Here is a 24,350-nt window from a genome sequence, read left to right as displayed (position 1 = left end):
AGATGAGCGGCTCATCCAATCGGGAACATGATCCTGACGATGGTGCGGACGTCGACAGACAGGCCGCGGAATGGTTCGCTTTATTGCTGGATGACGGCGCCACACCGACAGATCGCGCCAATTTCAGGGCATGGCTTGAGCGAAATCCTGCACATGCGACAGCCTATGCAGAACTTGAACGACTGTGGCTCGGCGCCTCCGCTCTGCCAGAGGTCGCTCGGCCAACGTCACAAACCCGCCGGAAAATTCTCAGATCCGGCGGTGCCTTTGCCGTTCTTACGATAGCCGGCGCGGGTTCCGCGATCTATCTGCGGTCTTCAGGCGCCGACTATCAAACCGGAATTGGAGAGACGGCACGCTTTACCTTGTCAGACGGATCGCTCGCCGAACTGTCGACCGCCAGCGCGATCTCGCTGAACTTCACGGCAGGTCAGCGACAGGTGATCCTGCAACAGGGTGAAGCGTTCTTTACCGTCGCCCCAGACGTCAGTAGGCCGTTTATCGTCGACTGTGGGCAACTCAGAAGTATCGCGCTTGGAACCCAGTTCTCGGTCGGCATGCATGATGATGGTATTGTTGTCGGAGTTGTTGAGCATACGGTGAGGGTCTCGTCCCCAACCCAGGAGCAGGACGTCCAGGAGGGACAGTCGGTTCTGTTTGCCAACGGGAAGCTTTCCTTGCCGACCCAGACGGATGTCGGCACTCAAGTCTCATGGCGCGATGGAAAACTCGTATTTATCTCGACGCCCTTCGAGGACGTCGTTGCCAAACTCTCCAGATGGCGGCGCGGCAAGATGATCGTCATGGACAAGGGACTGGCGCGCCGGCCCGTCAGCATTATCGTTGATGTCCACCGGGCAGGCCTGATACTGGAAAATCTCGAGCATGGCTTGCCCATTCGCATCGCCAGATACTCGCCATGGCTGAGCCTGATCTACTCCCAGTAAAAAAAATCGAAAATCGACCAAGGTTTTTTCCAGTCGAAGGCGTCCCCTTGTTGAGACGCCCGAGATCGATCGGGCTTTGGCGCGTTTGCAGGGGGCAACGAGTGGAAAAAAATAATCAATTCGGCGGCAATCACCTTCGGCTGTTTCGTCGAATGCTGCTGGCAGCCTGCGTCGGATTTGCACCGCTGACCGTATCGGGATTGACCGAAGCTCAGATGACCAAGAGCTTCGAGTTCGCAATTTCGGCACAATCTCTGTCGGCCGCGTTGGTGCGCTATTCATCCGTGACCGGTATCGACATCGCATTCGACGGCCCCCTCTTCGCCAATCTGCGCACAAGCGGCATCAGCGGTGATCTTGGAGCCGAAGCGGCGCTGACAAGGCTCTTGGCCGGCACGGGGCTAACATATCGCTTCACGACGACAACTACGGTCCTGCTGATCGCTCCGCAGGCAGCTTCTGATGCAGGCTCGGCGGACGGAGCCACATCCTTGCAGCCGATCATTCTGCAAGGTGAGCAAGCCCGCGGGCCAGTCGATGGATTTGTCGCCACTCAAAGCGCGACCGGCACCAAGACTGACACATCGCTCAAAAATACCCCGCAGGCCATCAATGTCGTAACGAAGGACCAGATGGCCGCTCAGGGTTCGGCGACGTTGACCCAGGCACTTCGCTATACACCGGGCGTCATCAGCCAATATGGCGACGATTCACGCTATGACTGGTTCACGATTCGCGGATTTCGCCCGAGCCGATATCTCGACGGCCTGCGGCTACCCTTCGGATCTCGCGGTTATGCACAGCCACGCGTAGAGCCTTTCGGCCTCGAAAGGGCAGAAGTACTCAAGGGACCCGCGTCGGTTCTTTATGGCCAGGGTGATCCGGGCGGTCTGATCAACATGGTGTCAAAGCGGCCGAGTGCGACAGCGCCAAACGAAGTCGAAATACAGCTCGGGACGGACAAGCGCATCCAGACTGCGTTTGACCTCGGCGGCACGATCAACGGTGACGACAGCCTGCTTTACCGCATTGTCGGTGTCGGCCGCCTGACTGACACCCAGTACGACTACGTGCGCGAGAAGAAGGCCTATATCGCGCCATCCTTTACCTTCAAGCCGGATGAAGGAACGTCGCTGACGCTTTATGGCAGCTACCAGCGCATCGATTCCCCGGGAGGCGGGGGAGCCCCGGCGCTACCGGCAAACGGCACGCTATATACCGGCATCTATCCTGAATTGCCGCGCGGCGCCTTTCCCGGCGAACCGAGCTTTGACCACTACAAGAGCGACCAGGCATCAGTCGGCTACGATTTTGAGCACGAGCTCGATGAGAACTGGACCGTTCGCCAGAACCTTCGCTATTCCTATATCGACACAGACTCGCAGCGCGTTCAAGCCGCTTGCATTTTCGCCTGCGCTCCGACCGGTTTTGACCGTTATGCCTGGGCATTCCCTGAGAGCGCTCGCGCGGTCACCGTGGACAATCAGGCCGTTAGACATTTCCAGACGGGAAATTTCGCTCACACCGCGCTGTTCGGCTTGGATTATTCATACGAGAGCAGCCGTTACGAGGAGTCCGCGCTTCAATTCATACCGGCACCATTCAACGGAATGGATCCGGTATATGGCACGCCGGTCACCAGGCCGCCAATCGCCACCCGTATCGATCAGGATCGCAGTCAGATCGGGCTTTACGCTCAAGACCAGGTGGAGTGGGACAATTTCGTCTTCTCCGTTGGTGGCCGCTACGACTGGGCAAACACGGATACCAGAACCCGCACCAGCACTTCTGATAACAAGGTTGATCAGAAGGACGGCAAGTTCACCTGGCGCGCAGGTCTCGTCTACAACTTCGACAGCGGTTTTTCGCCCTACGCCGGCTACTCGACGTCGTTTAATCCCGCCGGCGGCACCGACCGCGCCGGCAATGTGTTCCAACCAACCACCGGCGAACAGTTCGAAGTAGGCGTAAAATATCAGCCGGAAGGCAGCAACAGCTTCATCACCCTGTCCGCCTATCACCTGACCCAGGACAATGTCCTGACACCTGACGGAGGGACACCAACCAGAAACGTTCAGACTGGACAGGTAACGATGCGCGGTGTCGAGCTAGAAGGTAAGGCGGAGATTACCGACGCTTTCTCGGTACTGGCATCCTATGCTTACACCGACAGCGATATCACCAAGGCCAATCGTAGCAACCCCGCCGATCCTAGCACTAGCAATGAGGGTAACCGCTTCGCCTTCGTGCCCCGCCATCAGGCGTCGCTCTGGCTCGATTATGCGCTGCAGACATCGACCATCTGGGAGGGCTTGAGCTTCGGCGGCGGTGCCCGCTACACCGGCCAGACCTTTGGTGATAACGCCAACCAGTTCGATATCCCATCTTACACAGTCTTCGATGCGGCAGTCCGTTATGATTTCGGCAAGGCCGATCCGAAGCTCGAAGGCCTGAAAGCATCGCTCAACGTCAATAATCTGTTCGATCGCAAATATGTCTCGACCTGCATTGCAGCCACGGGATGCTATTGGGGCGAAGGGCGCAGCGTTTATGCGACCCTTAAATACAGCTGGTAAGGCCGTGCCTCATCCTGCCGAGTCAAACCATGACCACAAACTGACGCGACGGCAATTTGCCGCCGCGTTGGCGACTATCCTGGTGCCGGTGAATGCGGCGGCAACGCCCGCCGTATCGAGAATCGCAGTCCTTGACTGGGGATGGGCGGAAAGCCTGCTTGCGCTGGGAGTTCAACCAACGGCCGTTGCGGAAGCACCTCTCTATGGTGATCGGGTGGTTGTCCCGGCACTATCGTCGGAGACGATCGACCTCGGTTTGCGGTCCTGGCCGAACATGGAGTTGCTGCGGTCGTTGAAACCGGATCTGATCCTTGCACAGGCGGGATATGGTGTTTCGCAGGCTCGGCTTAACGAAATAGCCCCGACACTTGCACTGCCGCTCTATAGTGCAGAGCGCATGCCGTTGGTCGCCGCTGAAGCGGCGTTAAAGGAAATCGCCGCCAGAACCGGTCGGGAAGAGGCGGCGATCGATTATCTGCAACGCGCCCACGCCCGGCTGGAGACAATTGCTGCGAAGGCGAAGGCGTATGACGGGCGGCCGCTGCTGATCATCAAATTTACCGACGACAGGCTGATCGATATCTATGGCGAGGGAGGTTTGTTCGACGATGTTTTGAAACGCCTCGGCATCGTCAATGCCTGGGATGGAGCGACCAATAACTGGGGCTTCGCAACGGCTGGGCTGGATGCGATTGCCCGCTACCCGGAGGCTCGCCTGATCATCATCGAGCCAGGTCCACCCGGCCGGTTCCTGCAAAGCACGCTCTGGCAATCGCTGCCGGCGGTGCGCAAAGGCCATGTGGCAACGATCCCGCCCACGTGGGTCTTTGGCGCCTTTCCTTCGGCCATGCGTTTTGCCGAAGTCATCCGAGAAGGCATCGGCATCGCATGAGCTCAAGCTTGATAACCCTCACCCGCCTTAGCGTCGTGATGGCGCTTGCTGCGATTGGCCTTTATGCCGTCGCCGTATTCGGCTACATTCCAGTCGCAGATCTGTCGGCGGCGCTGCGTCATCCGGACCCCGCCTCCTTTGGACAGATTTATGTCCATTATTCACTCCTGCCTCGGATGTTCGTCGCATTGCTTGCAGGAGGAGCGCTTGCCTTTGCCGGCACAATTTTCCAGCAGCTGCTGAAAAATCCGCTCGCCGAACCGTCGACGCTCGGCATCCTTTCCGGCGCCCAGCTGGCAATCACGCTCATGACGCTCTCGACCGTCACGGTATCGGCTTTCCAGCGGGATATTGCGGCGCTGATCGGTGGCCTGGCTGCGGTTGCGATTGTCTCGGGCCTTACGCGAAAGACCGGCTTCGCGCCGATGACCCTGCTTCTTTGCGGCCTGGTCATCAGCTTCTCGGCGGGCTCGGCCTCGGTCATTCTGGCGCTTTTCCACCATGAATATCTGCGAGGTGTGTTCATCTGGGGGAGCGGATCGCTGATCCAGAACGATTATGCGAACGCGATCGCGCTGGCGGTACGCTTCATCATTTTCGTGCCTGTCCTTCTGCTCTTCCAGAGGCCATTGGCTATCGCTGGGCTGGATGACGCAAACGCCCGCAGCCTCGGGCTATCCCTCACCAGCATGCGCGCGCTTGTTCTAATCATCGCCACGATCCTAACGGCGCTTGTTGTCGCACGTGTCGGCGTGGTCGCCTTCGTCGGCATTGCGGCAAGCCATGTCGCTCGCATGGCCGGGGCGCGAACCCTGAACGAGCGCTTGTTGTGGGGCGCGCTAATCGGCGCCCTTCTGCTACTCCTCGCCGACGGCATAGTTCTCGTCAGCGCGCCCGTCATCGGAGATGTTCCAACCGGCACAATCACGGCAATCGCCGGGGCGCTCTTGATGCTCGCGCTGCTGAAGAGCGTTCCCTCATCAATCGACCAGTTCACGCCGATTGATGGGCGTAATTCTACAAGCCGAACCTCGGGTAGCGTCCTCGTTCTGGTCTGCATTGTGACCCTGACCTTCGTCGCGATCCTTTCCTTGACCGAGCAGATGTTTACCCATGGCCTCGATCCGTGGGGGCTCTTTACGGGCCGTTGGCCGCGTGTGCTGACTTCTGCCAGTGCCGGTGCCATGCTCGCGATGGCCGGCGCCATCACACAAGCGATCACCCGCAATCCGATGGCCAGTCCCGAAGGCCTCGGTGTTAGTGGCGGAGCAGGCCTTGGGATTATCGCCGCGTTCTTTTTCGGCGGCATGGCCTCTCCCCTGATGCCGATCGCCGGAGGTATCCTTGGCGCAATCCTGTCCTTCTCCCTCGTTTTAACGGTTGCCAGGCGCAGAAGCTATGCAACAGGACCGGTTCTGCTCGGTGGCATCGCAGTCGGCGCGCTCGCCACCGCCATCATGTCGCTCATCGTTGCCAGCGGTGACCCTCGTGCAAGCTATATTCTGGCATGGACGATGGGACCGACATTCCGCGCCACGGGTATTGTCGCTCTCATCGCTTCGTCGCTTGCGCTTATCGGCTTTGTCGTTTTCCCGCTGTTCCGGCGCTGGATAGAGGTACTGCCGCTCGGCGATGGTACGGCGCGCGCGCTGGGCGTCAATCCAAGACGGTCGCGCGGCGTATTGCTATTGTTTGTCGCTACCCTCACCGGCATCGCGACACTGGTTGTCGGCCCATTGAGCTTCGTCGGCATGATGGCGCCACATATCGCGCGAATGGCTGGCGCGCGCGGACAGACACGCATCGTCCTGGCCGCAACCACAATCGGGGCCACACTGATGATTGCAGCCGACTGGCTCGGTAGAACTGCAGACTTTCCCTACGAGATCCCAGCGGGTGTGATTGCGGCATTTATCGGCGGACCGTATTTCCTTTGGATCATCCGCTCAAACGGCAAGACGACTTTGCGAGCATAGGAGCGAGAGACAGGTCATGACTGACTTATCGGAACACTTTGAACTGTCCCCTTCGCCTGGTCCTGACACAGATCTCGGCGAGAGCGCTACCTCCCTGTTCGAGCTAAACCAGGCAAGCTTCTCCGTTGGGCAGCGCATCTTGCTCAAGCCACTAACGGTAACGCTCCCCACACGCAACGTGATTGGTCTCATCGGGCACAACGGTTCCGGGAAATCGACCCTGATCAAACTTCTCGCGCGCCAGCAGGCGACCACCGGCGGTGTGATCTCCTTCGAAGGCAGAAAATTGGAGGAATGGCGCGATCGTCCATTTGCTCGCAAGGTTGCTTATCTGCCCCAGCAGGCACCGGGGGCGCCCGGCATGCTTGTCGGCGAACTCGTGGCGTTCGGCCGCTATCCCTGGCATGGAGCCCTCGGCCGCTTTGGTGCCGAGGACAAGAGAATGGTCGAGGAAGCAATGAAACTGACAGACGTGGCGATCTACCGCGACCGCGTAGTCGATACGTTGTCCGGCGGGGAACGTCAGCGTGTCTGGTTGGCTATGCTGGTTGCCCAAAACCCGGACTGCCTTCTCCTTGATGAGCCAACCTCTGCGCTGGACATTGCCCATCAGGTCGAAGTCCTCTCGCTGATTCGGCGGCTGACCGAAGAACGTGGACTGGGCGTTGTCGTCGTCCTCCACGACGTCAACATGGCCGCCCGCTTTTGTGATGAAATCCTTGCTCTCCATTCGGGTGAACTTATTGCTCGCGGGACACCGGTGGAAATCCTGACACCGGATCGACTGCAGGCGATCTATGGGACTAGGATGGGCGTCATGTGCCATCCCGACTTAGGCTATCCTATGAGCTACATCAGGTAGCTGTAACTTCAATGGCGAAGCCTTTAATGCAATATGAACCGGTGACCCCGTCAGTTAATCAGAGAACTACCTAGCCTCTCCGTCTGAAACGCATTCAGCTCAATGGCACCCGTGGCGTCACATAGACACGTGTCGCTTTGTGTAACGATCCTACCAGTTCGTCACCGAGCCATCACGGCGCCTTAGGTGTGGCGCTTCCCAGAATTCGAAACTCTGTTTTGCCAAAACTTCCTCATTCACCTCGATGCCGAGGCCGGGAGCGTCGGAGACCGGATAATATGCTCCTTCCAACTTCGGTTGAACGGGGAAGAAATCCGAATTGTCAAAGCCGAGATGGGTTTCTGCAGGGCTGCTGCGGGTTTCCAGCCACGAAAAATTTGGCACGGCTGCGCAGAAATGCACGGTTGCGGCAGTGCAGACCGGGCCAAGCGGATTGTGCGGCATCATATCGACGTAGTGGGTCTCGCTCCATGCGGCCACCTTCATCGACTCCGTCAGGCCACCGACATTGCAGACGTCGAGGCGATTGAACTGATGGATATCCCGTTCGATATAAGATTGGAACTGCCATTTGGATGAAAACTCCTCGCCGATTGCAAACGGCACATCCGTCATCCGCCGCAACGCCTCATAGGCGCCCGGGCTTTCGTCGCGGATCGGCTCCTCGAGAAAATCGAGCGTGCCGGACGGCATCTTTTGACAAAAGCTTGCGGCCTCTGCCACAGTCAGCCGGTGGTGATAGTCGATGCCAAGCACGATATCCTCACCGAGTTCCTCCCGCGCCTTCACCAGCCATTTCGCCGTCGTGGCGATGTGTTCACGCGGCTCGTAGATTTCCTTTTCCTCGTGTCCGGAAGGAGAAAGCCGCATTGCCGTCCAGCCGTGTTCGACCAGCATCTTCGCCTGTTCGATCATCTCAGGCCCCGGCCCGGCAAAGGTTGTCGCGAAGGTCGGAATACGATCACGCTGCTTTCCGCCGAGAAGCTCATAGACCGGAACGCCAAGCGCCTTGCCCTTGATATCGTGGAGCGCGATATCAATCGCGGAAATCGCCGCTTGCAGCACGCGGCCGCCCTCGAAATACTGGCTGCGATACATTTCCTGCCACAGTGCACCGATCCTGAACGGATCGCGCCCTTTAAGGAATTCCGCATAATGCTCGAGCGCGCCGACGACGGCCTTTTCGCGGCCCGAAAGCCCGCTTTCGCCCCAGCCAAAAATACCCTCGTCCGTCTCGATCTTGACGAGAAGCTGGTTACGAATGCCGACCTTGACGGCGTAAGTCTTGATGGTGGTGATCTTCATTATCTGTTCTTCCTATTCGGTCGCCTACCAGTGCCAAAGCGTCCCGTCTTCGAGACGGTTCACCGGTAGGTAGGCGCGCTGGTATGGGAATTTCGCTGCAAGCTTCTCGTCAATGTCGACCCCATGGCCGATCGCTTCGCCCGGATGCAGGTAGCCGTCATCCAGGCTCCAAGCGCCGGGGAAGACGTCGAGGATCTGCGGCAGGTAGCCGGAATATTCCTGGATGCCAAAATTCGGAACCCAGAGATCGAGATGGAGGTTTGCGCCGAGGCAGATCGGCGACATGTCCATTGCTCCGTGGCAAGCTGTTCGAACATTATAGATGCTGGCGAAATCCATGATCCGGCGCAGCGCCGTGACGCCGCCGGCATGCACGCAGGTGGTACGGATATAGTCGATTAGTTGCTCCTCGATCAGCAATCGCGCGTCCCAGATCGTGTTGAACACTTCACCGACGGCAATCGGCGTCGTCGTATGCTTGCGGATGAGGCGGAACCCTTCTTGATGCTCGGCGGCGACCGTGTCTTCCAGCCAGAACAGGCGGGCGAATTCCAGATCCTTGCCAAGCCTTGCCGCTTCGATCGGCGTCAGGCGATGATGGCTGTCATGCAGAAGTTCCACGTCCCAGCCATGGACCTCGCGCACCGCCTCGAACAGCTTTGGCATATGGCGCAGGTATTTCGAGGTCGACCATACCTCCTCATGCGGGACAGCGTCGTCGATGGCATTGTTGGTCACCGTCTTGGCGCCGGTGCCGTAGACATCCGGCAAACCGGGAATGCCGCACTGGACACGAACTGCCTTGTAACCCTCATCGATCCGCTTGCCGACCGCTTCGACCGCCTCCGCGATATTGGTGCCCTGCGCGTGGGTGTAGCAGAGCACCTTCTCGCGACTGGCACCACCAAGAAGCTGGTAGAGCGGCATATTGGCGGCCTTCGCCTTGATGTCCCACAGCGCCATGTCGATGCCGGCGATCGCCGCCATCGTGACAGGTCCACGACGCCAGTAGGCACCCCGGTAGAAATACTGCCAGATATCCTCGATGCGCGATGGATCCCGGCCGATCAGGAGTGGCACGAGATGCTCTTCCAGATAAGCGACGACGGCCTTTTCGCGCCCGTTCAGCGTTGCGTCACCAACACCCGTCAGCCCCTCGTCGGTGAAGATCTTGACGGTGACGAAATTGCGGCCGGGCGAGCAGACGATGACTTTTACATCTGTGATTTTCATGGACTTATCCGTTTGCTGAAACAGGGTTGGCGACATAGCGGACACGATGGTGCAGACGCCTGTCGCGCGGGTCTGGATGGGGAATGGCGGAGAGCAGCGCGCGGGTGTAATCGTGCGCCGGATTGTTGACGACCTGGTCGGTATTGCCCGCCTCGACGATCTGGCCGCGATACATGACGGCGACGCGGTCGCACATGTAGCGGATCACCGACATGTCGTGGGAGATGAAGATATAGGAGAGTCCAAGCTCGTCCTGCAGTTTCATCATCAGGTCGAGAATCTGCGAACGCAGCGACACGTCGAGAGCTGACGTCGCCTCGTCGGCAACGATCAGCCGTGGCTTGACGGCGATGGCACGGGCAATGCCGATGCGCTGGCGCTGGCCACCGGAAAAGGCGTGCGGATAACGTTCGCGCCAGGCGGGTTCCAGCCCCACCTGTTCCATCAGTTCCGCGACCCGCTCGTCGAGTTCCTTTCCGCGCATGCCGGCAAGCTTCAGTGGCTCGGCGATGATCTGAGCCACCGTCTTGCGTGGACTGAGCGAGCCTACCGGATCCTGGAAGATCATACGCACCTCGCGGCGAATCTCCCTCAACTGTGATGTGCTCGCCGTCCGCAGGTCTATGATGCTGCCGTCGGGGCGCAGATAATTGATATTGCCGGCTTCCGGATCGTAGATGCGCAAAAGGCAGCGGCCCATTGTAGTCTTGCCGGACCCGGACTCACCGACGATGCCGAGCGTCTCGCCCGGGCGCACGCTGAGCGAGATGTCATTGACCGCCTTCAGGCCGGACGGAAATGTCAGCGACATGTTGCTGACTTGAAGCAGTGGCGCGGCATCGGCCGGGATCGGCGCCCGCGTCAGACGAATATCGGCCTTGTTTTCCAGCCTCACGACCGAGCCGATCAACCGCTTGGTATAGTCGTCCTTAGGCGCGTGGAAGACGTCCTCAACGCTGCCGTGTTCCTTCACATGGCCGCGATACATGACGAGAACCTCGTCGGCGATTTCCGCCACCACGCCCATGTCGTGGGTGATGAAGATTACCGCCATGCCGTGGCTCTGCTGCAGCTTCTTGATCAGGTCGAGAATTTCCGCCTGGGTTGTGACGTCGAGCGCAGTCGTCGGCTCGTCGGCGATCAGGACGGATGGATTGCAGGCGAGTGCCATTGCGATCATCACGCGCTGGCGCATGCCGCCGGAAAACTCGAAAGTGTAGCGATCGATCGCCTGTTCGGGACGCGGGATCTCTACCTGCTTCAGCAGTTCCAGCACACGTTCCCGCCGTTGCTTTTTCGGCATGCCGAAATGGATACGCAGCGCCTCGCCGATCTGCTCGCCGATCCTGTGGACGGGTGACAGCGAACTCATCGGTTCCTGGAAGATCATTGCAATCTCCCGGCCGCGAACCTCGCGGATCTGCTTGCCACGCGGATCGAGCCTGGCCAGATCGACCGTCGATCCATCCTGACGGGTCAGGACGATCGAGCCGCCCTCGATCCTGCCGGGCTTGTCGACGATCTGCAGGATGGAGCGGGCGGTGACCGACTTGCCGGAGCCGGATTCACCGACGACGCAAAGCGTCTTGCCGCGCTTAAGTTCGAATGACACGCCATCGACGGCCTTGAACACGCCGGTGCGGGTCTTGAAGTAGGTGCGAAGGTCTTCGACCTTGAGGATTGTATCACTGGTCATCAGGCGTTCTCGTAAGGATCGGCTGCATCGCGCAGTCCATCGCCAAGGAAGTTGAGAGAAAGCACGGCGATGACGATGGCCGCGGCCGGTGTGAAGAGTAGCCAAGGCGCCTGCGCCACGGCACGGATATTCTGCGCCTCCTGCAGCAGCACGCCCCAGGAAATGATCGGCGGCTGCAGCCCTATCCCGAGGAAGGACAATGCCGTTTCGGCCAGGATCATCGTCGGGATGGCGAGCGTCACGGTGGCGATGATATGGCTCATGAAGGACGGCACGAGATGGTGGAAGATGATGCCGAATTCACTCATCCCGTCGAGCCGCGCGGCAGTGACGAAATCCTCGCTGCGCAGCGACAGGAATTTTCCGCGTACTTCCCGCGCCAGGCTGGTCCAGCCGAGCAACGAGACGATCAGGGTTATGACGAAATAGGTCCTGAGCGGTGGCCAGCCGACGGGGATCGCGGCCGCAAGTCCCATCCAGAGCGGGATGGTCGGGATGGAACGCAGAAGCTCGATGACGCGCTGGATCACCACGTCGATCCAGCCGCCGAAGAAGCCGGAAATGCCACCGATCGCAACGCCGAGCACGAGGCTCATCGCAACGCCGACGAGACCGATCGATAACGAGATACGGGCGCCGTAGACGACACGAGAAAAGATATCGCGGCCGAGGCGGTCCGCACCGAAGACATAGAGGCTGTCGCCGGGACGCGCGTTGACGAGACCGAAGAGCTTGGTCTGCATCGGTATGATGCCGGCAAGCGTATAGGGATCGGACGACACGAAAAAGCCGACAGCGAGTGGCTTTCCCGGATCCGCGGAAAACTCGCGCCGCATCGACTGGGTGTTCAGCGTCATCTTCAACTGGTCGACATGCGGCATGAACGAGCCGTCATGGATCAGCGATAGGCCTTGCGGCGGCGCATAGGTGAAGCGTGCATTGGTGGCGTTGGGATCGAATGGTGCGATGAATTCGGCAAACAGCGCGACGAGGTACATGAATGCGATGATGACAAGGCTCGCCAGAGCGATCTTATGCTTTTTGAACTTCAGCCAGAACAGGCGCCATTGGCCGGCAACGGCGATGTCCTTGCCACGGAGATCGATGACGGTATCCGTATCGGAGGGAATCTGGGTCATGTCGGTCATTGCAGTCTAATCCTCGGGTCGGTCAGCGCCAGCAGGAGGTCGGAGATCAACGTGCCGATGATTGTCAGCACTGAGATCAGGAGAATGAGCGATCCGGCCAGATACATGTCCTGCGCAAGCAGCGCGCGCAGAAGCAACGGGCCTGTCGTCGGCAGGCTCATGACGACGGAAACGATGATCTCCCCGGAAATGACGGCGGGCAGGATCCAGCCGAGAGTCGAGATCAACGGATTGAGCGCGAGCCTGACGGGATAGCGCATCAGCAGTTCGAATTCGGACATGCCCTTGGCGCGCGCCGTTGTGACGTAAGGCTTGGAGAGTTCGTCGAGCAGGTTGGCGCGCATGATGCGCACCAGCGCCGCAAGCGAACCTAAGCCGATCACGATCACTGGCAGCCAGACGTGCTTGGCAAAATCGACAAGCCTGCCGAAGCTCCATGCCGCATCGGCATATTCGGGGGAAAACAGCCCGCCGACGCTTTGGCCGAACCATGCCGACATCAGGTACATGGCCGAGAGCGCCATCAAGAAATCCGGCACGGCAAGGAAGAAGAAGGCGAGGAAGGTCGCGAAATAATCCTGGATCGAATATTGCCGCACCGCCGACAGGATACCGATCGGGATAGCCACTGCCCAGACGAAGCAAAGCGTCAACAGCGACAGGAGCAGCGAAAAACCCAGTCGGCTCCAGATCAGTTCGGTCACCGGCTTGCCGAGCTCGAACGAGATGCCAAAATCCCCATGCAGGATTATGCCTGCTATCCACTTGTAATACTGGACATACATCGGCTGATCGAGGCCATAGCGCTCGCGCATGGCAGCGAGCGTCCCGGCTTCGACGGCGCCACCCTGCGCGGCCCAGTCAGCCATTAGCGTCGTCAGGTAGTCACCCGGCGGCAACTGGATGATGGCAAAGGCGATGATCGATACGGCAAACAGCGTCGGAATAGCGAACACCAGCCGCTTGGCAATATAGCGAAGCATGAGCAATGACCGTTTTGGGGTGCGGTGTGACCGAAAGCCATATGCTTTCGGTCACTGGAGGATCTTGAGGGACCGGCTTACTTGGCTTTGTCGAAGTACCACTGCGAAAGTGTCGGCGCCGGATGCCAGAGGTTGCCGGTAATCGGAATCCCATCGACGACATTCTTCAGGTTCTTGGACACCATCATGTATTTGGGCATCGGGCGGGAAATGCCGATATTGAGGAAGTTTTCTGCCGAAAGCGTCAGAAACTCTTTCATCCGCGCCTTACGGTCTTCGTCGCTGGCGGAAGCGTTGACCTTGTCATAGGCTGCCATCAACGCCTTGATCTCGGCCGGCGGTTCCTCGCCTGTCTGCGGGTTGGCGTACCATTCCGCCCACCGGACAGCGAAAAAGATGTCGGCCTTCTGGAACGGCATATAGCAGCGCGGATCGGTATAGACCTCGTTCAGCCCGCCGACACAGTTCCAGATATAGGCGTCCTGCTCATTGGCGTTCCACATCGTATTGAGGCGCGCGCGATCGGTAGTGCGGATCTGGATGTCGATGCCGACCTGCTTGGCGTATTCCTGCACCATCTGCACGATGTCAGGGTAGGACAGGCCGAAGGCGTCGGCGACCATGAAGTTAACCGTGAAGCGCTTGCCCGTCTCGTCGAGACGGTAGCCCTGCCCATCCTTGTTCGGCATGATCTTGTCGAGTGCCGCGTTGGCAGCATCCGGATCATATTCCGTGAACTGCGTCGCCTCCTTCTCGTTGAACAATTCGTGCTCGGGCTGGACGGCCACCTGCGCCGGTGCGCCCTGCCCGACATAAACGAGATCGATGATTTCCTGGCGGTTGATGGCGCGGCTAAGGGCGATGCGAAAATCCTTGTTCTGGAATACCTTTTTCTTCACCGGATCGGTGGAGTTCAGGTTCAGCAGGATGACAGCATCATTAGCCGGCAGATCTTTGACATCCACGAAACGGAAATTGCCGCTCTCCTGGCCGTCGAACAGAACTGACTTGAACGTGGCGTTGTTGATGTGCCGGAAAGCGAAGTCGAACTCACCTGATGTCATCTTGAGCGCCATCAACTGCGGGTCGTCGAGCTTCGCCCAGGTGACATTGTCGATATAGGGCAACTGGTTCCCCTCGCTGTCGACTTTCCAGTAATAGGGATTACGCTTGGCCGCGACCCTTTCGCCATCAGCATAAGGGATGGTCAGGATCCACGGATTGAGCGTCGGCAGTTCGAGATTCTGCCAATAGGCAGGTTGGAAGGTAAGCGAGATCTTCGAGTTGAACAGCGCCACCCAGTCGCCGGCAGCCGGGTTAGCCTTCAACAGGTCGGGGATACCGTCCTTGTTATACTTCTCGTGGAACTGGCTGAGATAATGCTTCGGATAAATCACCGGCAGATGGCCCTGGCCATAGGCGAGCTGCTGCAGGAAAAGGCCGTAAGGTGAATCGAATTTGAACTCGACCGTCTGCTCGTCGACCTTGCGCACCTTGACCGGCTTGCCGGCGACGGTGAAGGTCGGGTTCTTAGCCGGCGAAAGCGCCGGGTTCATGAACACGTCCTCGTACCAGAACATGATGTCATCGACAGTGAACGGTTGGCCGTCGCTCCACTTCAGGCCCTTGCGCAGCGTGAATGTGTAGGTCGTCGCGTCATCGGAGGCGGTGAATTTTTCTGCCAGCGACGGCTCGACCTTGCTCCACTTTGGGTCCCATCGCACAAGTAGTTCGTTGGCGATGGTACGCGTCAGGTTATACTGGTCCCCATTGGCTAAAATGGTTGTCCGCAGCGTGCCGCCATAATTGCCCACGCCATCGACCATCGTTTCCACGAACGGATTTTCCGGCAGACGCTCGGTTACAGCGGGTAGCGTACCAGCCCTCACTTGCTCCTCGAGCACCGGCGCCTGTCTGTAATCCACGGCCCAGGCGACAAACGGCCCTCCGGAAAGTACAACCGTAATGATTGCTGCAGACAGGCCAAGCCTGTTCAGCGCGTGCTGATAGCCCATTAGAATTCTCCTCCTGCCGAATACCGGCTCTCCCTAAGCGCACCCTCCCAGGGCGCTTATTCACACGAAAATTCCTTTATTGTACATTATTTGTCAATAGTCATGTATGCAATTGGCGTTTTTATAGTAGCAAATCCGAAAAAAATGCATTAAAAGCAACATCATGAGCACGATCGTGAAGTTTGATACATCGGATATGCAACACGCCCAGCAAAACGACGAGGCTGGCGGGTCGATCTATGAGCGCCTGCGTGACGATATCATTTCAGGCCGGGTGAAGGCGAATGAGCGGCTGAAGGTCGCCGAGCTGGCCAGCCGCATGGGCACGTCGACAAATCCTGTTCGCGAAGCATTGCAACAACTTCGAGGTGAAGGCTTCGTTGTGATGACGCCAAATCGTGGCGCGCGCGTGAGGCCGATCGACGAGGATTTCGTCCGCGATATCTGTGAGATCGAAGTGCTGATCGAACCCGCGTTGACCCGCTGGTTCGTAGGCATTGCTACACGCGAAGATGTCGAGGAGCTCGAGCGGCTGCAGGAAGAGATCGAAGCAATGAACTTCGGCGATGAGCTTGCGCATTCCAATCTCGATCTGCAGTTTCACCAATTAATGTATAACCGGCACTACAATCGCCATGCCGTAGAACTATGGGTACGCCACCGCCACATCCTATGGGCGATCAGCCGCGGTTTCCCGACCTCACTCAGCCGGCAGGCCAATGTGCTTGGCGAGCATCGTGAGCTGATAGCCTGCATCAAAGCGCAGGACCCGGAAGGGGCCGCAAATGCAATTGCGCGCCATGTAGAAGGATCCGGACGACATATCATGGAGCGTATGCGGCTCAGCAAACGTTAGGGTTATTGAAGTTCTTGAAGGGATTCGAACTGGCGACCCAGGACGCTAGGTTACGGTGACCCTTTGCAAATTTGGCAGTTTGCCTGAGTGGGCACCACCAGTATGGCCAAACGGCCGGGTTGAAACTTTGCTCGTCGAGCGTGATTAGAGACCAGGCGACGAAAGGCAATGTGGGGTAGCACACCGGTTACTGTCGACCGCAACGTGCCGTTCGATTTCGGGGGGGGGGGGGGGGAGAGAGTTAATCCTGCCTCCTTCGCCCCTGCGCGGACTTTGATCTCAACGACAGGGCGTCAGAGGAAAACAAGGGTTCCTTCAGAGAGGCGCAGCAGAGGATGGTCTTTTCGGTGTACTCTCACAGACGTGGTAGTGGGCTGAGTTGAACGAGCGTATTTGCTTGAAACTGGCGAGAGCTGGAAAAGGGCGGTCGGACAGCGACTACCAGCGCCACTGAAATCAGGCCGTCTACGAAATCCTCGGGGATGACCAACATGAAGCACCATCGTAAATCAGGAGGTTGCTGCAATCGAGATCAAAGACGCGAGACTGCCCGAGGCAGTACATCCGTTCGGATGTCCAAGGCCCGATGAAACCTGAACCCAGAAACACGATCGTAATTTCACGAAGAAAAAAACGAAGGGCGCTCAATCCATTTCTGGAGAGCGCCCTTCGAAGACCCGGACAGCCTCGCGCGCGACAGGGTCACTGCGGCAAGGCCATCTATAACGGGTGATGGACCATAGATGCGTTCGGCCGAACCCGTTTTCAAGACCGCCGACCACTGACCTATCTATGTTGACTTGGCTAACACCAGGCGATTGCCGTCGAGGTCTTCGAATATCGCTATGTCGAACTTCCCCGAACTTCGCTCGGTAGGCTGATGACCAAGTTCTGCAAGACGAGCCAGCTCAGCGTCGAGGTTGTCAGGAACGAGTGTCGCACTTGAATTACCCGCCCTTTTCGCATCCCCGAAGACCTGAACGGTGGATCCTCCAGGGAAATCCCATTCCATGTCGGTGTCCATGGGAATTCTGTCCGGCTCACGGTCGAAGAACCCCGAGTACCAAGCCTTGGCGGCTTGCATGTCCGCAACCGCGATACCTGCTAGTATATTCTCGAAGGCCATGACACTTCCTCCGCGTTGACTCAATCAGTCCGGGCTGACAGCTGATGGTGGCTTGATGTCCGCGGCGGTCTCAGTATTCCCGTCATCCTTGGCGAACTTGTCATCGACTTCCTGATTCACTTTGGTCACGTCGTCAGATTCCTGCTCGGTCAGCTCATGCTGTTCCTCTGCACGTCTCCAGTGGTCATCATGAGCACCCTCGAGACGACCTTCGTCCTCCCAGATTTTGTAAGCACGTTCGCGGCGCTGCTGCTCTTTGTCGACCATGGTTGTCTCCTCCTGATGGCCTGACATAACTCCGGCTCGGATGACTCGTTCCTCGAACGGAGGATGACAAATCAGTGAGAACAAACAGCCGAGACATCAGCTTGCAAAGTCCCAAGGACACCGAGGCAGTCGGCTGCTCTCATCGCCTTCCCAATCAACTTGCGAAAGCACGGACTTCATCTGTTGTCGTAGCGGTGCGTGGCCGCCTCGACCTTGTCGCCGTTCGCCGCCGCCCATAAACACAGCGCTTCAAACGGCTCTCGCAGTGAATGCCCGAGGGGAGTAATCGCATACTCGACGCCAATCGGCTGCGTTGGAAGCACCGTCCTCGTGACAAGGCCGTTTCGTTCAAGTCTCTTGAGAGCATCGGCCAAAGCCTTATGCGTGATCCCATCAAGACGCCGTTTGATTTCGTTGAAGCGCGAGGGTTTCGGACAAATCACGGTCAATATCAAAATCGTCCATTTGTCCGCGATCTTGTCCAGCACCGGGCGAACCAGTGGCATGTCGCAAAGCGCGCGATGAGAGAGAACTTCGAGGTCGGTATACTCGTCCATATCTAGGCTATTCCAGGTGCGTAATTGATATCAGATATCGAACGTATACCATGGCGAGACCATTCAGTGAAAGGATTTACAATGGCTCGAATGAGTAACAAGGTGGCTCTGGTTGTCGGCGGCGCGAAGGGTATCGGCTTGGCGATTGCGGAGCGGCTTTCTGCAGAAGGCGCAACTGTCTTCATCACCAGCCGTAGAGGTGAAGACGCAGAGAAGGCGGCCAAAGCCATCGGCGATGGCGCGGTCGGCATTACGGCTGACGCGAGCTCGCCGGAAGACATGGTGGATGCGGTCGAAAAAGTGCGTCAAGCATGCGGTCGTGTCGACGCGCTTGTTCTGAACGCAGGTCTTTCCGAGCCATCACAGATTGCCGAGATAACGCCAGGGCATTTTGACCGTCACTTCGGCGTCAACGTCCGAGGGATGGTTTTTGGTCTCCAGGCAGCTCTCCCCGCGATGACAGAAGGCAGCTCGGTCGTCCTCGTCGGATCGATTGCCGGGAACGCGGGCTACTCGGGCTACGGAACCTACGGCGCAACCAAAGCGGCCGTTCGGGCCTACGCCAGAGCCTGGACGACAGAACTCGCGCCCAAGGGTATCAGGGTCAACGTCGTCGCACCCGGCCCCACCGATACGGAGATGATGGCTGCCGTCGCCGAAGACCATCGCGCGGCAATTGTCGCTCCGATCCCGATGGGTCGTATGGCACGGGCTTCAGAAGTGGCGGCGGCCGCCCTGTTCCTGCTAAGCGATGATGCCAGCTACATCGCGGGTGCCGAACTGTGCGTCGACGGCGGGCTACAGCAAGTCTAAAAAACACCCAAAACGCTGTACTCGACTAGAAGTGTTCGGGTACAGCAAACCCGTTTGTGACGGGTCAGAGGGTCGTCGGCGAACGGCTTCGGCACGGCGGTATCTGCTCCATTCCGTCTGGGAGGAACGTTGCAGTCGCGATAGTAGGCGCGTGTCGGCACGGGAAGGCCTGCCAGCCCGTGCCCAAGGCGGCGCGCGAAGTGACAGCCCATATCGTGTGGTCATCTAGACGCGATAGAGTTGGGCTTTCCGCCGAACAGGCCGTCCGAGGAAACACCGCATGAGAGAAGAAACTTAAGGAGATCGAAGCAATGGCCGTGACGATCAAGGAACTGGTCGTTCCGGGCATGAAGCCCAAGGAACTCATCGAGGCTGTCAAGGAACGACATCCGAAGGCCTCGAAGAAGGAGATCGCCAGGGCGGCCTTTCTCACCGTTATCCTATCCGCCGAATTCGACCCGGATGACACTCAGGCCCTTCACGACCTAGCGATGGATACAAGGGACGAACCAGGTTCCTGACCAGTGACGAGTTGGGAAGACACTTCGGAGATTGACCGGGAACCGTATGATCCGCTTGGTGGTCACCTGATTTTCGGAGAAGCGTCAGGATCGCAGGGATGTCCGGCAATTCGTTTGCTAGATGCAATGAACCGGTTGGGAGTGTTGAGGCATGCCCGTTTGCGATCAAGGGACGGCCCCGCTATCGATCTTTGCCTTCCTCCACTTCACCAGGTAGCCAAAGCCCGGTCCGATCAGGGCTCCTCCGACGATCAACGCCAGGGCCAACAACAGGCTGTTACGCGAGCTTTGCATGAGGCCTCATATTTCTGAATGGCGGGCAGGCCAGATGGCGATGTCGATGACATCCGGCTCGATCGGCACGCTGTCGTCTCGGCTGCCCTGGAATTCCATCCAGCTGATCCTCACCGCACAATCGACGCTGTCGACGAGGAATAGAGGTCCATTGGGCAATGGGTCTGGCATCGAGAAACTCTTCGAGGGAAACCTGACCTCGACATTCTCCACATGCGTCCAGGGCTTGTCGCTCATGGGATCGACCGACGGATGTTCCGGCTCTCGGTCGTAGATCGCGATCCGGATGTGCTATTGCAGGCATGATTGCGTGTAAACTGTGATGCCCGAGGTCATGACAAAGAGGCTATGTTCCTCCATTTCAGGCGTGATCTCGGTAGGGGCCTCGAAGGCTTGGTCTTCTCTGTCCACAAGGTAGAACTGGCCGTAGTCGGACTGCCAGGCGAATGTCGCCCAGCCTTTCGGTGAGGCGGCCATTTCCATCATCCTTCGTGGGCCTCCGTCCAATGAAGATGGGTCACGTAAGCCGTCAATGCTCCCTCGCCTTCCGTGGTGATGGTTACCGCTTCCCCCTTCGGCATGTAGACGATATCGCCCTGCCCCGCCGTCACGGTTCCGTCGCTCGTCGAGACAAACAGACGGCCCTCAAGGACAATCATGGTATCGTGAACCGCCATGGTTTCGGTAAGTGACTGGTCAGGTGCGTAGCGCCCATATCCGATGGTGACAGGGCCGCCATCCTTCTCGTCGATCAGATTTCCGACAAAGATATCGGCTTTCTGGCCAGGAGAGCGTTCAAGTTTGGCGTCGGCTAGGCTGAATTTCTGAGCCTTCATTACTACCTCCCTATTCCGAGCAGGAGGTAGTGCGGTCGCCGAGATCGCCAAGACCGACACCAACGGAGAACAAAATGACCCAGAGCTGCCCCGTCCCGACACCCGAACAGCGACAGTACATGGAGATCAGGGAAGCCGCTGAACGCGCGATGCTCGACAAGGTCTACAAGGCCATCGAGGACGCATCCGCCGAAGTGGCTGACAAGTTCCGGGAGGCCGGGCTGGAATTCGAGCCTACGAGCACGGACTACTTTACGTTCGCGACGCAGCAGGTTCTTTTCGTGCGCCTGAGCGGCGGCAATCCTGATACTTTGGAGGGCGGCGATCCCGAGATCGGCGAACGCATCGTTCGCAATGGACAGCATATCATCGACCATTACTGGCGAGGCAACCGCAAAGAACCCTGACGGCCTTCGAGCTGTCGAACGCACGTCCGACGACCTAAATGCGGTTACCCGCCCTACCTATCGGAAACGACCAACATTCACGGCCGCCAATGCCCGTTTTCCTGGACTTCGAAGCCTCTTCCCTGAGCAAACACAGCTACCCAGTCGAGGTGGCGTGGGTCTTCGAGGACGGGCGCTCGCGTTCATATCCTTCCCAAAAACTTCTCTGTGGCGGCCATGAACGAACCTTTCATCGAAACAGTGCGGGAAATCTGAATATCTCGCGCGACGCACAGTTGCTGATCGAAGTCAGCCCGCCACTCGGCAAGACCTCATCTGTCCCGTTGATGGGAAGCCAAGCAGCGCTGAACCGGGCTCTCCCCTTGATCAAGCCTTGATGTGTTGAACTTCAGGTACTCTGTGCACATTTACAAGCTATGCCAAAGACCGCGAACTCCGACATCGAACTGCTGAAATCGTGGACGCTATCGTCTGCCGCTACGCTTGGGTCGTCTGTTCGTGCCAAGGGAATCTTTCAGGAAATCCAGGCCAGACTTCCAACCGTTTCAAAAAAGTCCCTGGTGCTGGAAGGCAGCGATCTCACTCTGGCAATGCCAGCATCCGATAAGGCCGCGTTCGTTGCAGCAGTCGCTATTGCCTCTAAGGTGGTGGACGAAGTCGACACCCTGCCCGTCATCCCGCGCGAAATACAAGATATCCTCACCATCAAGACAAGCGAACGCCATCGATGGCTCGCGGACGGACGTCTGCCGAGCGCGGGGACTCGCACTGTTCGGTTGAACGGCCGAGCCCGCAGGATAACGTTCCACGTCTTCGACCCTAAGGTCGTGGAGGACCTTCTAGACCGGGGCACTGTAGACGAATGGCGGGAGGAAGACGCCGAGGCGAAAGCGGAGAAAAAGCTCAAAGCTGCATATCAAGCAAAACTCACGCGCTTGCTGAAGAAAACTCATAAGGCTTCCAAAAAGACCAAACGAGATGCCGACGATCAGAACGTGAATCTAAAAGGCTGGGATGATTTCGATGTCGATGGACTGCTTCGCTAGTTACCGCCCCGACTTCGGTCGCCGAACTCTGACGCAACCTATCAGGTCTCATCGATGAACAGCTCGACCGCAACCACCCTTCATTCGCTGCCGAGGGGGTTTCGAGCGGTGGTCATGGGTGCGAGTGGCGGGATCGGATCTGCGATTTGCAATCACCTCAAAGCAGATCCACACGTCGGCGACCTTGTTGAGCTATCCCGAGGACACAACGGTCTCGACCTTCTCGATGAGCCGACAATCGCGGCGGCTGCAGAGAAGTTATCGCAGACGAAATTACATTTACTTGTCTGTGCGACGGGTATCCTTACTGTCGCCGACCACGCACCAGAGAAGTCCCTTCGCGAAATTGACCCCGATATCATGCTCCATCAGTTTCGCACGAACGCCATAGGTCCCGCCCTCGTCGCAAAACATTTCCTCCCATTGTTCGACAAACGAGACCGCTCCATCGCGCTCTTTCTATCGGCTCGGATCGGATCCATTGGAGATAATCGGCTGGGAGGATGGATTTCATACCGGTCATCAAAAGCCGCCCTCAATCAGATCGTGAGGACGACTTCGATCGAGTTGTCGCGTACTCACCCTCAGGCGGTTATAGCCGCCGTTCATCCGGGTACCGTGCGAACCCGCCTATCAAATCCTTACTCTGCCACACACCCTACCGTCAGTCCAGAACAAGCAGCATCCTCAATTCTCCACTCGACCGACAACCTCACTGAAACTGGCACGTTCATCGCGTATGACGGGAGCACGATCGAATGGTGATGAAGGAACGGCCATGACCCTGGGCGACCTGATCAATCTTTACCGTCCTCGGCTGCTAGACGAAACGGTAGGAGTGCAGCGCAGTTGGGAGGATACGTTCAAATATACTCTCAAAATCTACCCGGCAAACACGCCGTTGGAGGCATTTGACCTCGATCGTCTGGCTGTGGAGATGAGAGCCTCTGGAATGAACCAAGCCTTTGTTGACGGCTATGTTGATCGATGGCGGCGCGTGATTGGGGGGTAAAGTGTCATTTCCACCGGGGCCGGAACTTAATTTCGGCGGCTTGCCATCTCTAAACGTTTTAGTTGCGACTACTTTCTCCGGGTGTAAGGGTAAGGTGGTGTGGCGTGGGAAAACTCGAACTTACAGTAGCAGGGGTACTTGTGTTCCCGATTTTTGCGACTGGAACGGCTTATTCAGCCGAAGGCAGCTACAACATGCCCGCAATAATCAGCGATTTGACGACCTGTGTTGGAGAGTACGAAGCGGCGCAACAATACGTCGATGGATAAGCCGAAGCTCATTTGAGATCGACCACAACCCTTAGGCTTAGGACCTATTAAATAGCTTGCGATGGCTTGTTTCGTTTGATTCATTGGGTACAACGGAGGTAGCCGCGATGGGTGATTTGCTGTTGTCATCGCAGGCGCAGATGCGTCGGATCGATTCATACTTTCCTTTGTCGCACGGGGTGCCGCGCGTTGATGATCGGTTGATCCTGAGCGGCATAATCTTTGTCTTGCGCAATGGATTGCGATGGCGGGACGCGCCCAGGGAATACGGTCCGCACAAGACGATCTACAATCGCTTCATCCGCTGGAGCAGGTTCGGCGTGTTCAACCGGGTTCTGGCAGAACTGATCGCCAAGCGGGGCAAGCCCGAGCAATTGATGATCGACGCCACCCATTGAAAGCCCATCGCACCGCAGCCAGCCTGCTAAAAAAGGGGATGTCCCCAGTAGCCGCCGCCCAAACCGATCTGATATCCATGATTGCGTCCGTCGAGATCGACACGGAGCACAAAAAGAAAAAGCTCCTCTAGGCTTATGCCGAGGAGCTTTTGGTGGAGTTTCCCGAGTGGGGGAATTTACAAGTCTCATTGGTTGCGGGGGCAGGATTTGAACCTGCGGCCTTCAGGTTATGAGCCTGACGAGCTACCGGGCTGCTCCACCCCGCGCCAAGCGCAAACTTTGGTTTGCGCGACTGCGTCACAGCTTTGCTGTGAT

Annotated in this window: 24 protein-coding genes, 1 tRNA gene and 2 pseudogenes; 14 read left to right on the top strand and 13 right to left on the bottom strand. The window is 57.9% G+C overall.

Annotated features, from left to right (window positions below):
* Positions 1-2: 2 nt before the first annotated feature.
* The 5 genes from FHP24_RS20065 (at position 3) to FHP24_RS20045 (ending at position 7,253) form a co-directional block, all read left to right on the top strand.
* Positions 3-947, top strand: a complete 945-nt coding sequence (locus FHP24_RS20065) for a FecR family protein (protein WP_139678023.1) — start codon at positions 3-5, stop codon at positions 945-947.
* Between the two features lie 101 nt (positions 948-1,048).
* The gene (locus tag FHP24_RS20060; RefSeq protein ID WP_246091864.1) at positions 1,049-3,523 is read left to right on the top strand and encodes a TonB-dependent siderophore receptor; all 2,475 of its coding nucleotides are present in this window, start codon (positions 1,049-1,051) and stop codon (positions 3,521-3,523) included.
* A gap of 67 nt (positions 3,524-3,590) precedes the next feature.
* Positions 3,591-4,415, top strand: coding sequence for an ABC transporter substrate-binding protein (locus FHP24_RS20055; protein ID WP_139678022.1), 825 nt, complete (start codon positions 3,591-3,593; stop codon positions 4,413-4,415).
* Positions 4,412-6,391, top strand: a complete 1,980-nt coding sequence (gene fhuB, locus FHP24_RS20050; protein ID WP_139678021.1) for a Fe(3+)-hydroxamate ABC transporter permease FhuB — start codon at positions 4,412-4,414, stop codon at positions 6,389-6,391. The genes FHP24_RS20055 and fhuB overlap by 4 nt, the downstream gene beginning before the upstream one ends.
* A 16-nt stretch (positions 6,392-6,407) precedes the next feature.
* Positions 6,408-7,253, top strand: a complete 846-nt coding sequence (locus tag FHP24_RS20045; protein ID WP_139678020.1) for an ATP-binding cassette domain-containing protein — start codon at positions 6,408-6,410, stop codon at positions 7,251-7,253.
* Positions 7,254-7,403: 150 nt separating this feature from the next.
* On the opposite strand, the gene FHP24_RS20040 is transcribed toward FHP24_RS20045, so the two are convergent.
* The 6 genes from FHP24_RS20040 to FHP24_RS20015 all read right to left on the bottom strand — a co-directional run bounded on the left by FHP24_RS20040 (position 7,404) and on the right by FHP24_RS20015 (position 15,633).
* On the bottom strand, positions 7,404-8,558 hold the full coding sequence (locus FHP24_RS20040) for a mandelate racemase/muconate lactonizing enzyme family protein (RefSeq protein ID WP_139678019.1): 1,155 nt from the start codon (positions 8,556-8,558) through the stop codon (positions 7,404-7,406).
* A gap of 24 nt (positions 8,559-8,582) precedes the next feature.
* A complete protein-coding gene (gene manD / locus FHP24_RS20035; protein ID WP_139678018.1) occupies positions 8,583-9,791 on the bottom strand; it encodes a D-mannonate dehydratase ManD in 1,209 nt (402 codons plus the stop codon).
* Positions 9,792-9,795: 4 nt separating this feature from the next.
* Entirely contained in the window at positions 9,796-11,487 is a 1,692-nt protein-coding gene (locus tag FHP24_RS20030) for an ABC transporter ATP-binding protein (RefSeq protein ID WP_139678017.1), read from the bottom strand.
* Complete coding sequence (locus FHP24_RS20025; protein WP_139678016.1) at positions 11,487-12,635, bottom strand: ABC transporter permease; 1,149 nt, start codon at positions 12,633-12,635, stop codon at positions 11,487-11,489. Before FHP24_RS20025 ends, FHP24_RS20030 begins: the two co-directional genes overlap by 1 nt.
* Positions 12,632-13,618, bottom strand: a complete 987-nt coding sequence (locus FHP24_RS20020; RefSeq protein WP_139678015.1) for an ABC transporter permease — start codon at positions 13,616-13,618, stop codon at positions 12,632-12,634. Before FHP24_RS20020 ends, FHP24_RS20025 begins: the two co-directional genes overlap by 4 nt.
* A gap of 77 nt (positions 13,619-13,695) precedes the next feature.
* A complete protein-coding gene (locus tag FHP24_RS20015; protein ID WP_139678014.1) occupies positions 13,696-15,633 on the bottom strand; it encodes an ABC transporter substrate-binding protein in 1,938 nt (645 codons plus the stop codon).
* 196 nt (positions 15,634-15,829) lie between these two features.
* On the opposite strand from FHP24_RS20015, the gene FHP24_RS20010 reads away from it, so the two are divergent.
* Entirely contained in the window at positions 15,830-16,489 is a 660-nt protein-coding gene (locus FHP24_RS20010; RefSeq protein WP_246091891.1) for a GntR family transcriptional regulator, read from the top strand.
* Between the two features lie 790 nt (positions 16,490-17,279).
* Here FHP24_RS20010 and FHP24_RS20005 read toward each other — a convergent pair.
* The 3 genes from FHP24_RS20005 to FHP24_RS19995 form a co-directional block, all read right to left on the bottom strand.
* A complete protein-coding gene (locus tag FHP24_RS20005) occupies positions 17,280-17,615 on the bottom strand; it encodes a VOC family protein (RefSeq protein ID WP_139678012.1) in 336 nt (111 codons plus the stop codon).
* 24 nt (positions 17,616-17,639) lie between these two features.
* Positions 17,640-17,882, bottom strand: coding sequence for a DUF2934 domain-containing protein (locus FHP24_RS20000; protein WP_139678011.1), 243 nt, complete (start codon positions 17,880-17,882; stop codon positions 17,640-17,642).
* 176 nt (positions 17,883-18,058) lie between these two features.
* Entirely contained in the window at positions 18,059-18,439 is a 381-nt protein-coding gene (locus FHP24_RS19995; protein WP_139678010.1) for a winged helix-turn-helix transcriptional regulator, read from the bottom strand.
* An 81-nt stretch (positions 18,440-18,520) separates the two neighbouring features.
* Here FHP24_RS19995 and FHP24_RS19990 point away from each other — a divergent pair, with 81 nt between their 5' ends.
* Together FHP24_RS19990 and FHP24_RS19985 are read left to right on the top strand one after the other, a co-directional pair.
* A complete protein-coding gene (locus FHP24_RS19990) occupies positions 18,521-19,252 on the top strand; it encodes an SDR family NAD(P)-dependent oxidoreductase (RefSeq protein ID WP_139678009.1) in 732 nt (243 codons plus the stop codon).
* 311 nt (positions 19,253-19,563) lie between these two features.
* On the top strand, positions 19,564-19,773 hold the full coding sequence (locus tag FHP24_RS19985; RefSeq protein WP_139678008.1) for a hypothetical protein: 210 nt from the start codon (positions 19,564-19,566) through the stop codon (positions 19,771-19,773).
* A 300-nt stretch (positions 19,774-20,073) separates the two neighbouring features.
* On the opposite strand, the gene FHP24_RS19980 is transcribed toward FHP24_RS19985, so the two are convergent.
* The 3 genes from FHP24_RS19980 to FHP24_RS19970 are packed head-to-tail and all read right to left on the bottom strand — an operon-like array spanning position 20,074 to position 20,903.
* Positions 20,074-20,304, bottom strand: coding sequence for a hypothetical protein (locus tag FHP24_RS19980; protein WP_139678007.1), 231 nt, complete (start codon positions 20,302-20,304; stop codon positions 20,074-20,076).
* Positions 20,305-20,358: 54 nt separating this feature from the next.
* Positions 20,359-20,553, bottom strand: a complete 195-nt coding sequence (locus FHP24_RS19975; RefSeq protein WP_139678006.1) for a hypothetical protein — start codon at positions 20,551-20,553, stop codon at positions 20,359-20,361.
* Positions 20,550-20,903, bottom strand: coding sequence for an ethanolamine utilization protein (locus tag FHP24_RS19970; RefSeq protein WP_139678005.1), 354 nt, complete (start codon positions 20,901-20,903; stop codon positions 20,550-20,552). Before FHP24_RS19970 ends, FHP24_RS19975 begins: the two co-directional genes overlap by 4 nt.
* A 74-nt stretch (positions 20,904-20,977) precedes the next feature.
* Here FHP24_RS19970 and FHP24_RS19965 point away from each other — a divergent pair, with 74 nt between their 5' ends.
* From FHP24_RS19965 to FHP24_RS19940, 6 genes and pseudogenes are all read left to right on the top strand, one after another.
* On the top strand, positions 20,978-21,310 hold the full coding sequence (locus FHP24_RS19965; RefSeq protein ID WP_139678004.1) for a hypothetical protein: 333 nt from the start codon (positions 20,978-20,980) through the stop codon (positions 21,308-21,310).
* A gap of 89 nt (positions 21,311-21,399) precedes the next feature.
* A pseudogene (locus FHP24_RS29070) lies at positions 21,400-21,498 on the top strand (transcriptional regulator); the annotation flags it as partial.
* A 228-nt stretch (positions 21,499-21,726) separates the two neighbouring features.
* Positions 21,727-22,356: a hypothetical protein gene (locus FHP24_RS19955; RefSeq protein WP_139678003.1), complete on the top strand. Its 630-nt coding sequence runs from the start codon at positions 21,727-21,729 to the stop codon at positions 22,354-22,356.
* Between the two features lie 54 nt (positions 22,357-22,410).
* Positions 22,411-23,121, top strand: coding sequence for an SDR family NAD(P)-dependent oxidoreductase (locus FHP24_RS19950; protein WP_139678002.1), 711 nt, complete (start codon positions 22,411-22,413; stop codon positions 23,119-23,121).
* Between the two features lie 13 nt (positions 23,122-23,134).
* The gene (locus FHP24_RS19945; protein WP_139678001.1) at positions 23,135-23,368 is read left to right on the top strand and encodes a hypothetical protein; all 234 of its coding nucleotides are present in this window, start codon (positions 23,135-23,137) and stop codon (positions 23,366-23,368) included.
* 376 nt (positions 23,369-23,744) lie between these two features.
* A pseudogene (locus tag FHP24_RS19940) lies at positions 23,745-24,073 on the top strand (transposase); the annotation flags it as partial.
* 151 nt (positions 24,074-24,224) lie between these two features.
* On the opposite strand, the gene FHP24_RS19935 reads toward FHP24_RS19940, so the two are convergent.
* A tRNA-Met gene (locus FHP24_RS19935) sits at positions 24,225-24,301 on the bottom strand.
* Between the last annotated feature and the right edge of the window lie 49 nt (positions 24,302-24,350).

Source organism: Aliirhizobium smilacinae (assembly GCF_006335145.1).
Taxonomy (GTDB): domain Bacteria; phylum Pseudomonadota; class Alphaproteobacteria; order Rhizobiales; family Rhizobiaceae; genus Neorhizobium; species Neorhizobium smilacinae.
The sequence above is the reverse complement of the archived record's forward strand: the minus strand, read 5'-3'. Positions and strand labels throughout refer to the sequence as shown.

Excerpts from the sequence above, each read along its gene's own strand:
- FHP24_RS19950 (WP_139678002.1), top strand. The coding sequence starts at position 22,411 with ATGAACAGCTCGACCGCAACCACCCTTCATTCGCTGCCGAGGGGGTTT.
- FHP24_RS20045 (WP_139678020.1), top strand. The coding sequence starts at position 6,408 with ATGACTGACTTATCGGAACACTTTGAACTGTCCCCTTCGCCTGGTCCT.
- FHP24_RS19975 (WP_139678006.1), bottom strand. The coding sequence starts at position 20,553 with ATGATGGAAATGGCCGCCTCACCGAAAGGCTGGGCGACATTCGCCTGG.
- FHP24_RS19965 (WP_139678004.1), top strand. The coding sequence starts at position 20,978 with ATGACCCAGAGCTGCCCCGTCCCGACACCCGAACAGCGACAGTACATG.
- FHP24_RS20015 (WP_139678014.1), bottom strand. The coding sequence starts at position 15,633 with ATGGGCTATCAGCACGCGCTGAACAGGCTTGGCCTGTCTGCAGCAATC.
- FHP24_RS19985 (WP_139678008.1), top strand. The coding sequence starts at position 19,564 with ATGGCCGTGACGATCAAGGAACTGGTCGTTCCGGGCATGAAGCCCAAG.
- FHP24_RS20000 (WP_139678011.1), bottom strand. The coding sequence starts at position 17,882 with ATGGTCGACAAAGAGCAGCAGCGCCGCGAACGTGCTTACAAAATCTGG.
- FHP24_RS20025 (WP_139678016.1), bottom strand. The coding sequence starts at position 12,635 with ATGACCGACATGACCCAGATTCCCTCCGATACGGATACCGTCATCGAT.
- FHP24_RS20010 (WP_246091891.1), top strand. The coding sequence starts at position 15,830 with ATGCAACACGCCCAGCAAAACGACGAGGCTGGCGGGTCGATCTATGAG.
- FHP24_RS20005 (WP_139678012.1), bottom strand. The coding sequence starts at position 17,615 with ATGGCCTTCGAGAATATACTAGCAGGTATCGCGGTTGCGGACATGCAA.
- fhuB (WP_139678021.1), top strand. The coding sequence starts at position 4,412 with ATGAGCTCAAGCTTGATAACCCTCACCCGCCTTAGCGTCGTGATGGCG.
- FHP24_RS19970 (WP_139678005.1), bottom strand. The coding sequence starts at position 20,903 with ATGAAGGCTCAGAAATTCAGCCTAGCCGACGCCAAACTTGAACGCTCT.
- manD (WP_139678018.1), bottom strand. The coding sequence starts at position 9,791 with ATGAAAATCACAGATGTAAAAGTCATCGTCTGCTCGCCCGGCCGCAAT.
- FHP24_RS20040 (WP_139678019.1), bottom strand. The coding sequence starts at position 8,558 with ATGAAGATCACCACCATCAAGACTTACGCCGTCAAGGTCGGCATTCGT.
- FHP24_RS20020 (WP_139678015.1), bottom strand. The coding sequence starts at position 13,618 with ATGCTTCGCTATATTGCCAAGCGGCTGGTGTTCGCTATTCCGACGCTG.
- FHP24_RS19945 (WP_139678001.1), top strand. The coding sequence starts at position 23,135 with ATGACCCTGGGCGACCTGATCAATCTTTACCGTCCTCGGCTGCTAGAC.
- FHP24_RS19995 (WP_139678010.1), bottom strand. The coding sequence starts at position 18,439 with ATGGACGAGTATACCGACCTCGAAGTTCTCTCTCATCGCGCGCTTTGC.
- FHP24_RS20030 (WP_139678017.1), bottom strand. The coding sequence starts at position 11,487 with ATGACCAGTGATACAATCCTCAAGGTCGAAGACCTTCGCACCTACTTC.
- FHP24_RS19980 (WP_139678007.1), bottom strand. The coding sequence starts at position 20,304 with ATGAGCGACAAGCCCTGGACGCATGTGGAGAATGTCGAGGTCAGGTTT.
- FHP24_RS20065 (WP_139678023.1), top strand. The coding sequence starts at position 3 with ATGAGCGGCTCATCCAATCGGGAACATGATCCTGACGATGGTGCGGAC.
- FHP24_RS19955 (WP_139678003.1), top strand. The coding sequence starts at position 21,727 with ATGCCAAAGACCGCGAACTCCGACATCGAACTGCTGAAATCGTGGACG.
- FHP24_RS19990 (WP_139678009.1), top strand. The coding sequence starts at position 18,521 with ATGGCTCGAATGAGTAACAAGGTGGCTCTGGTTGTCGGCGGCGCGAAG.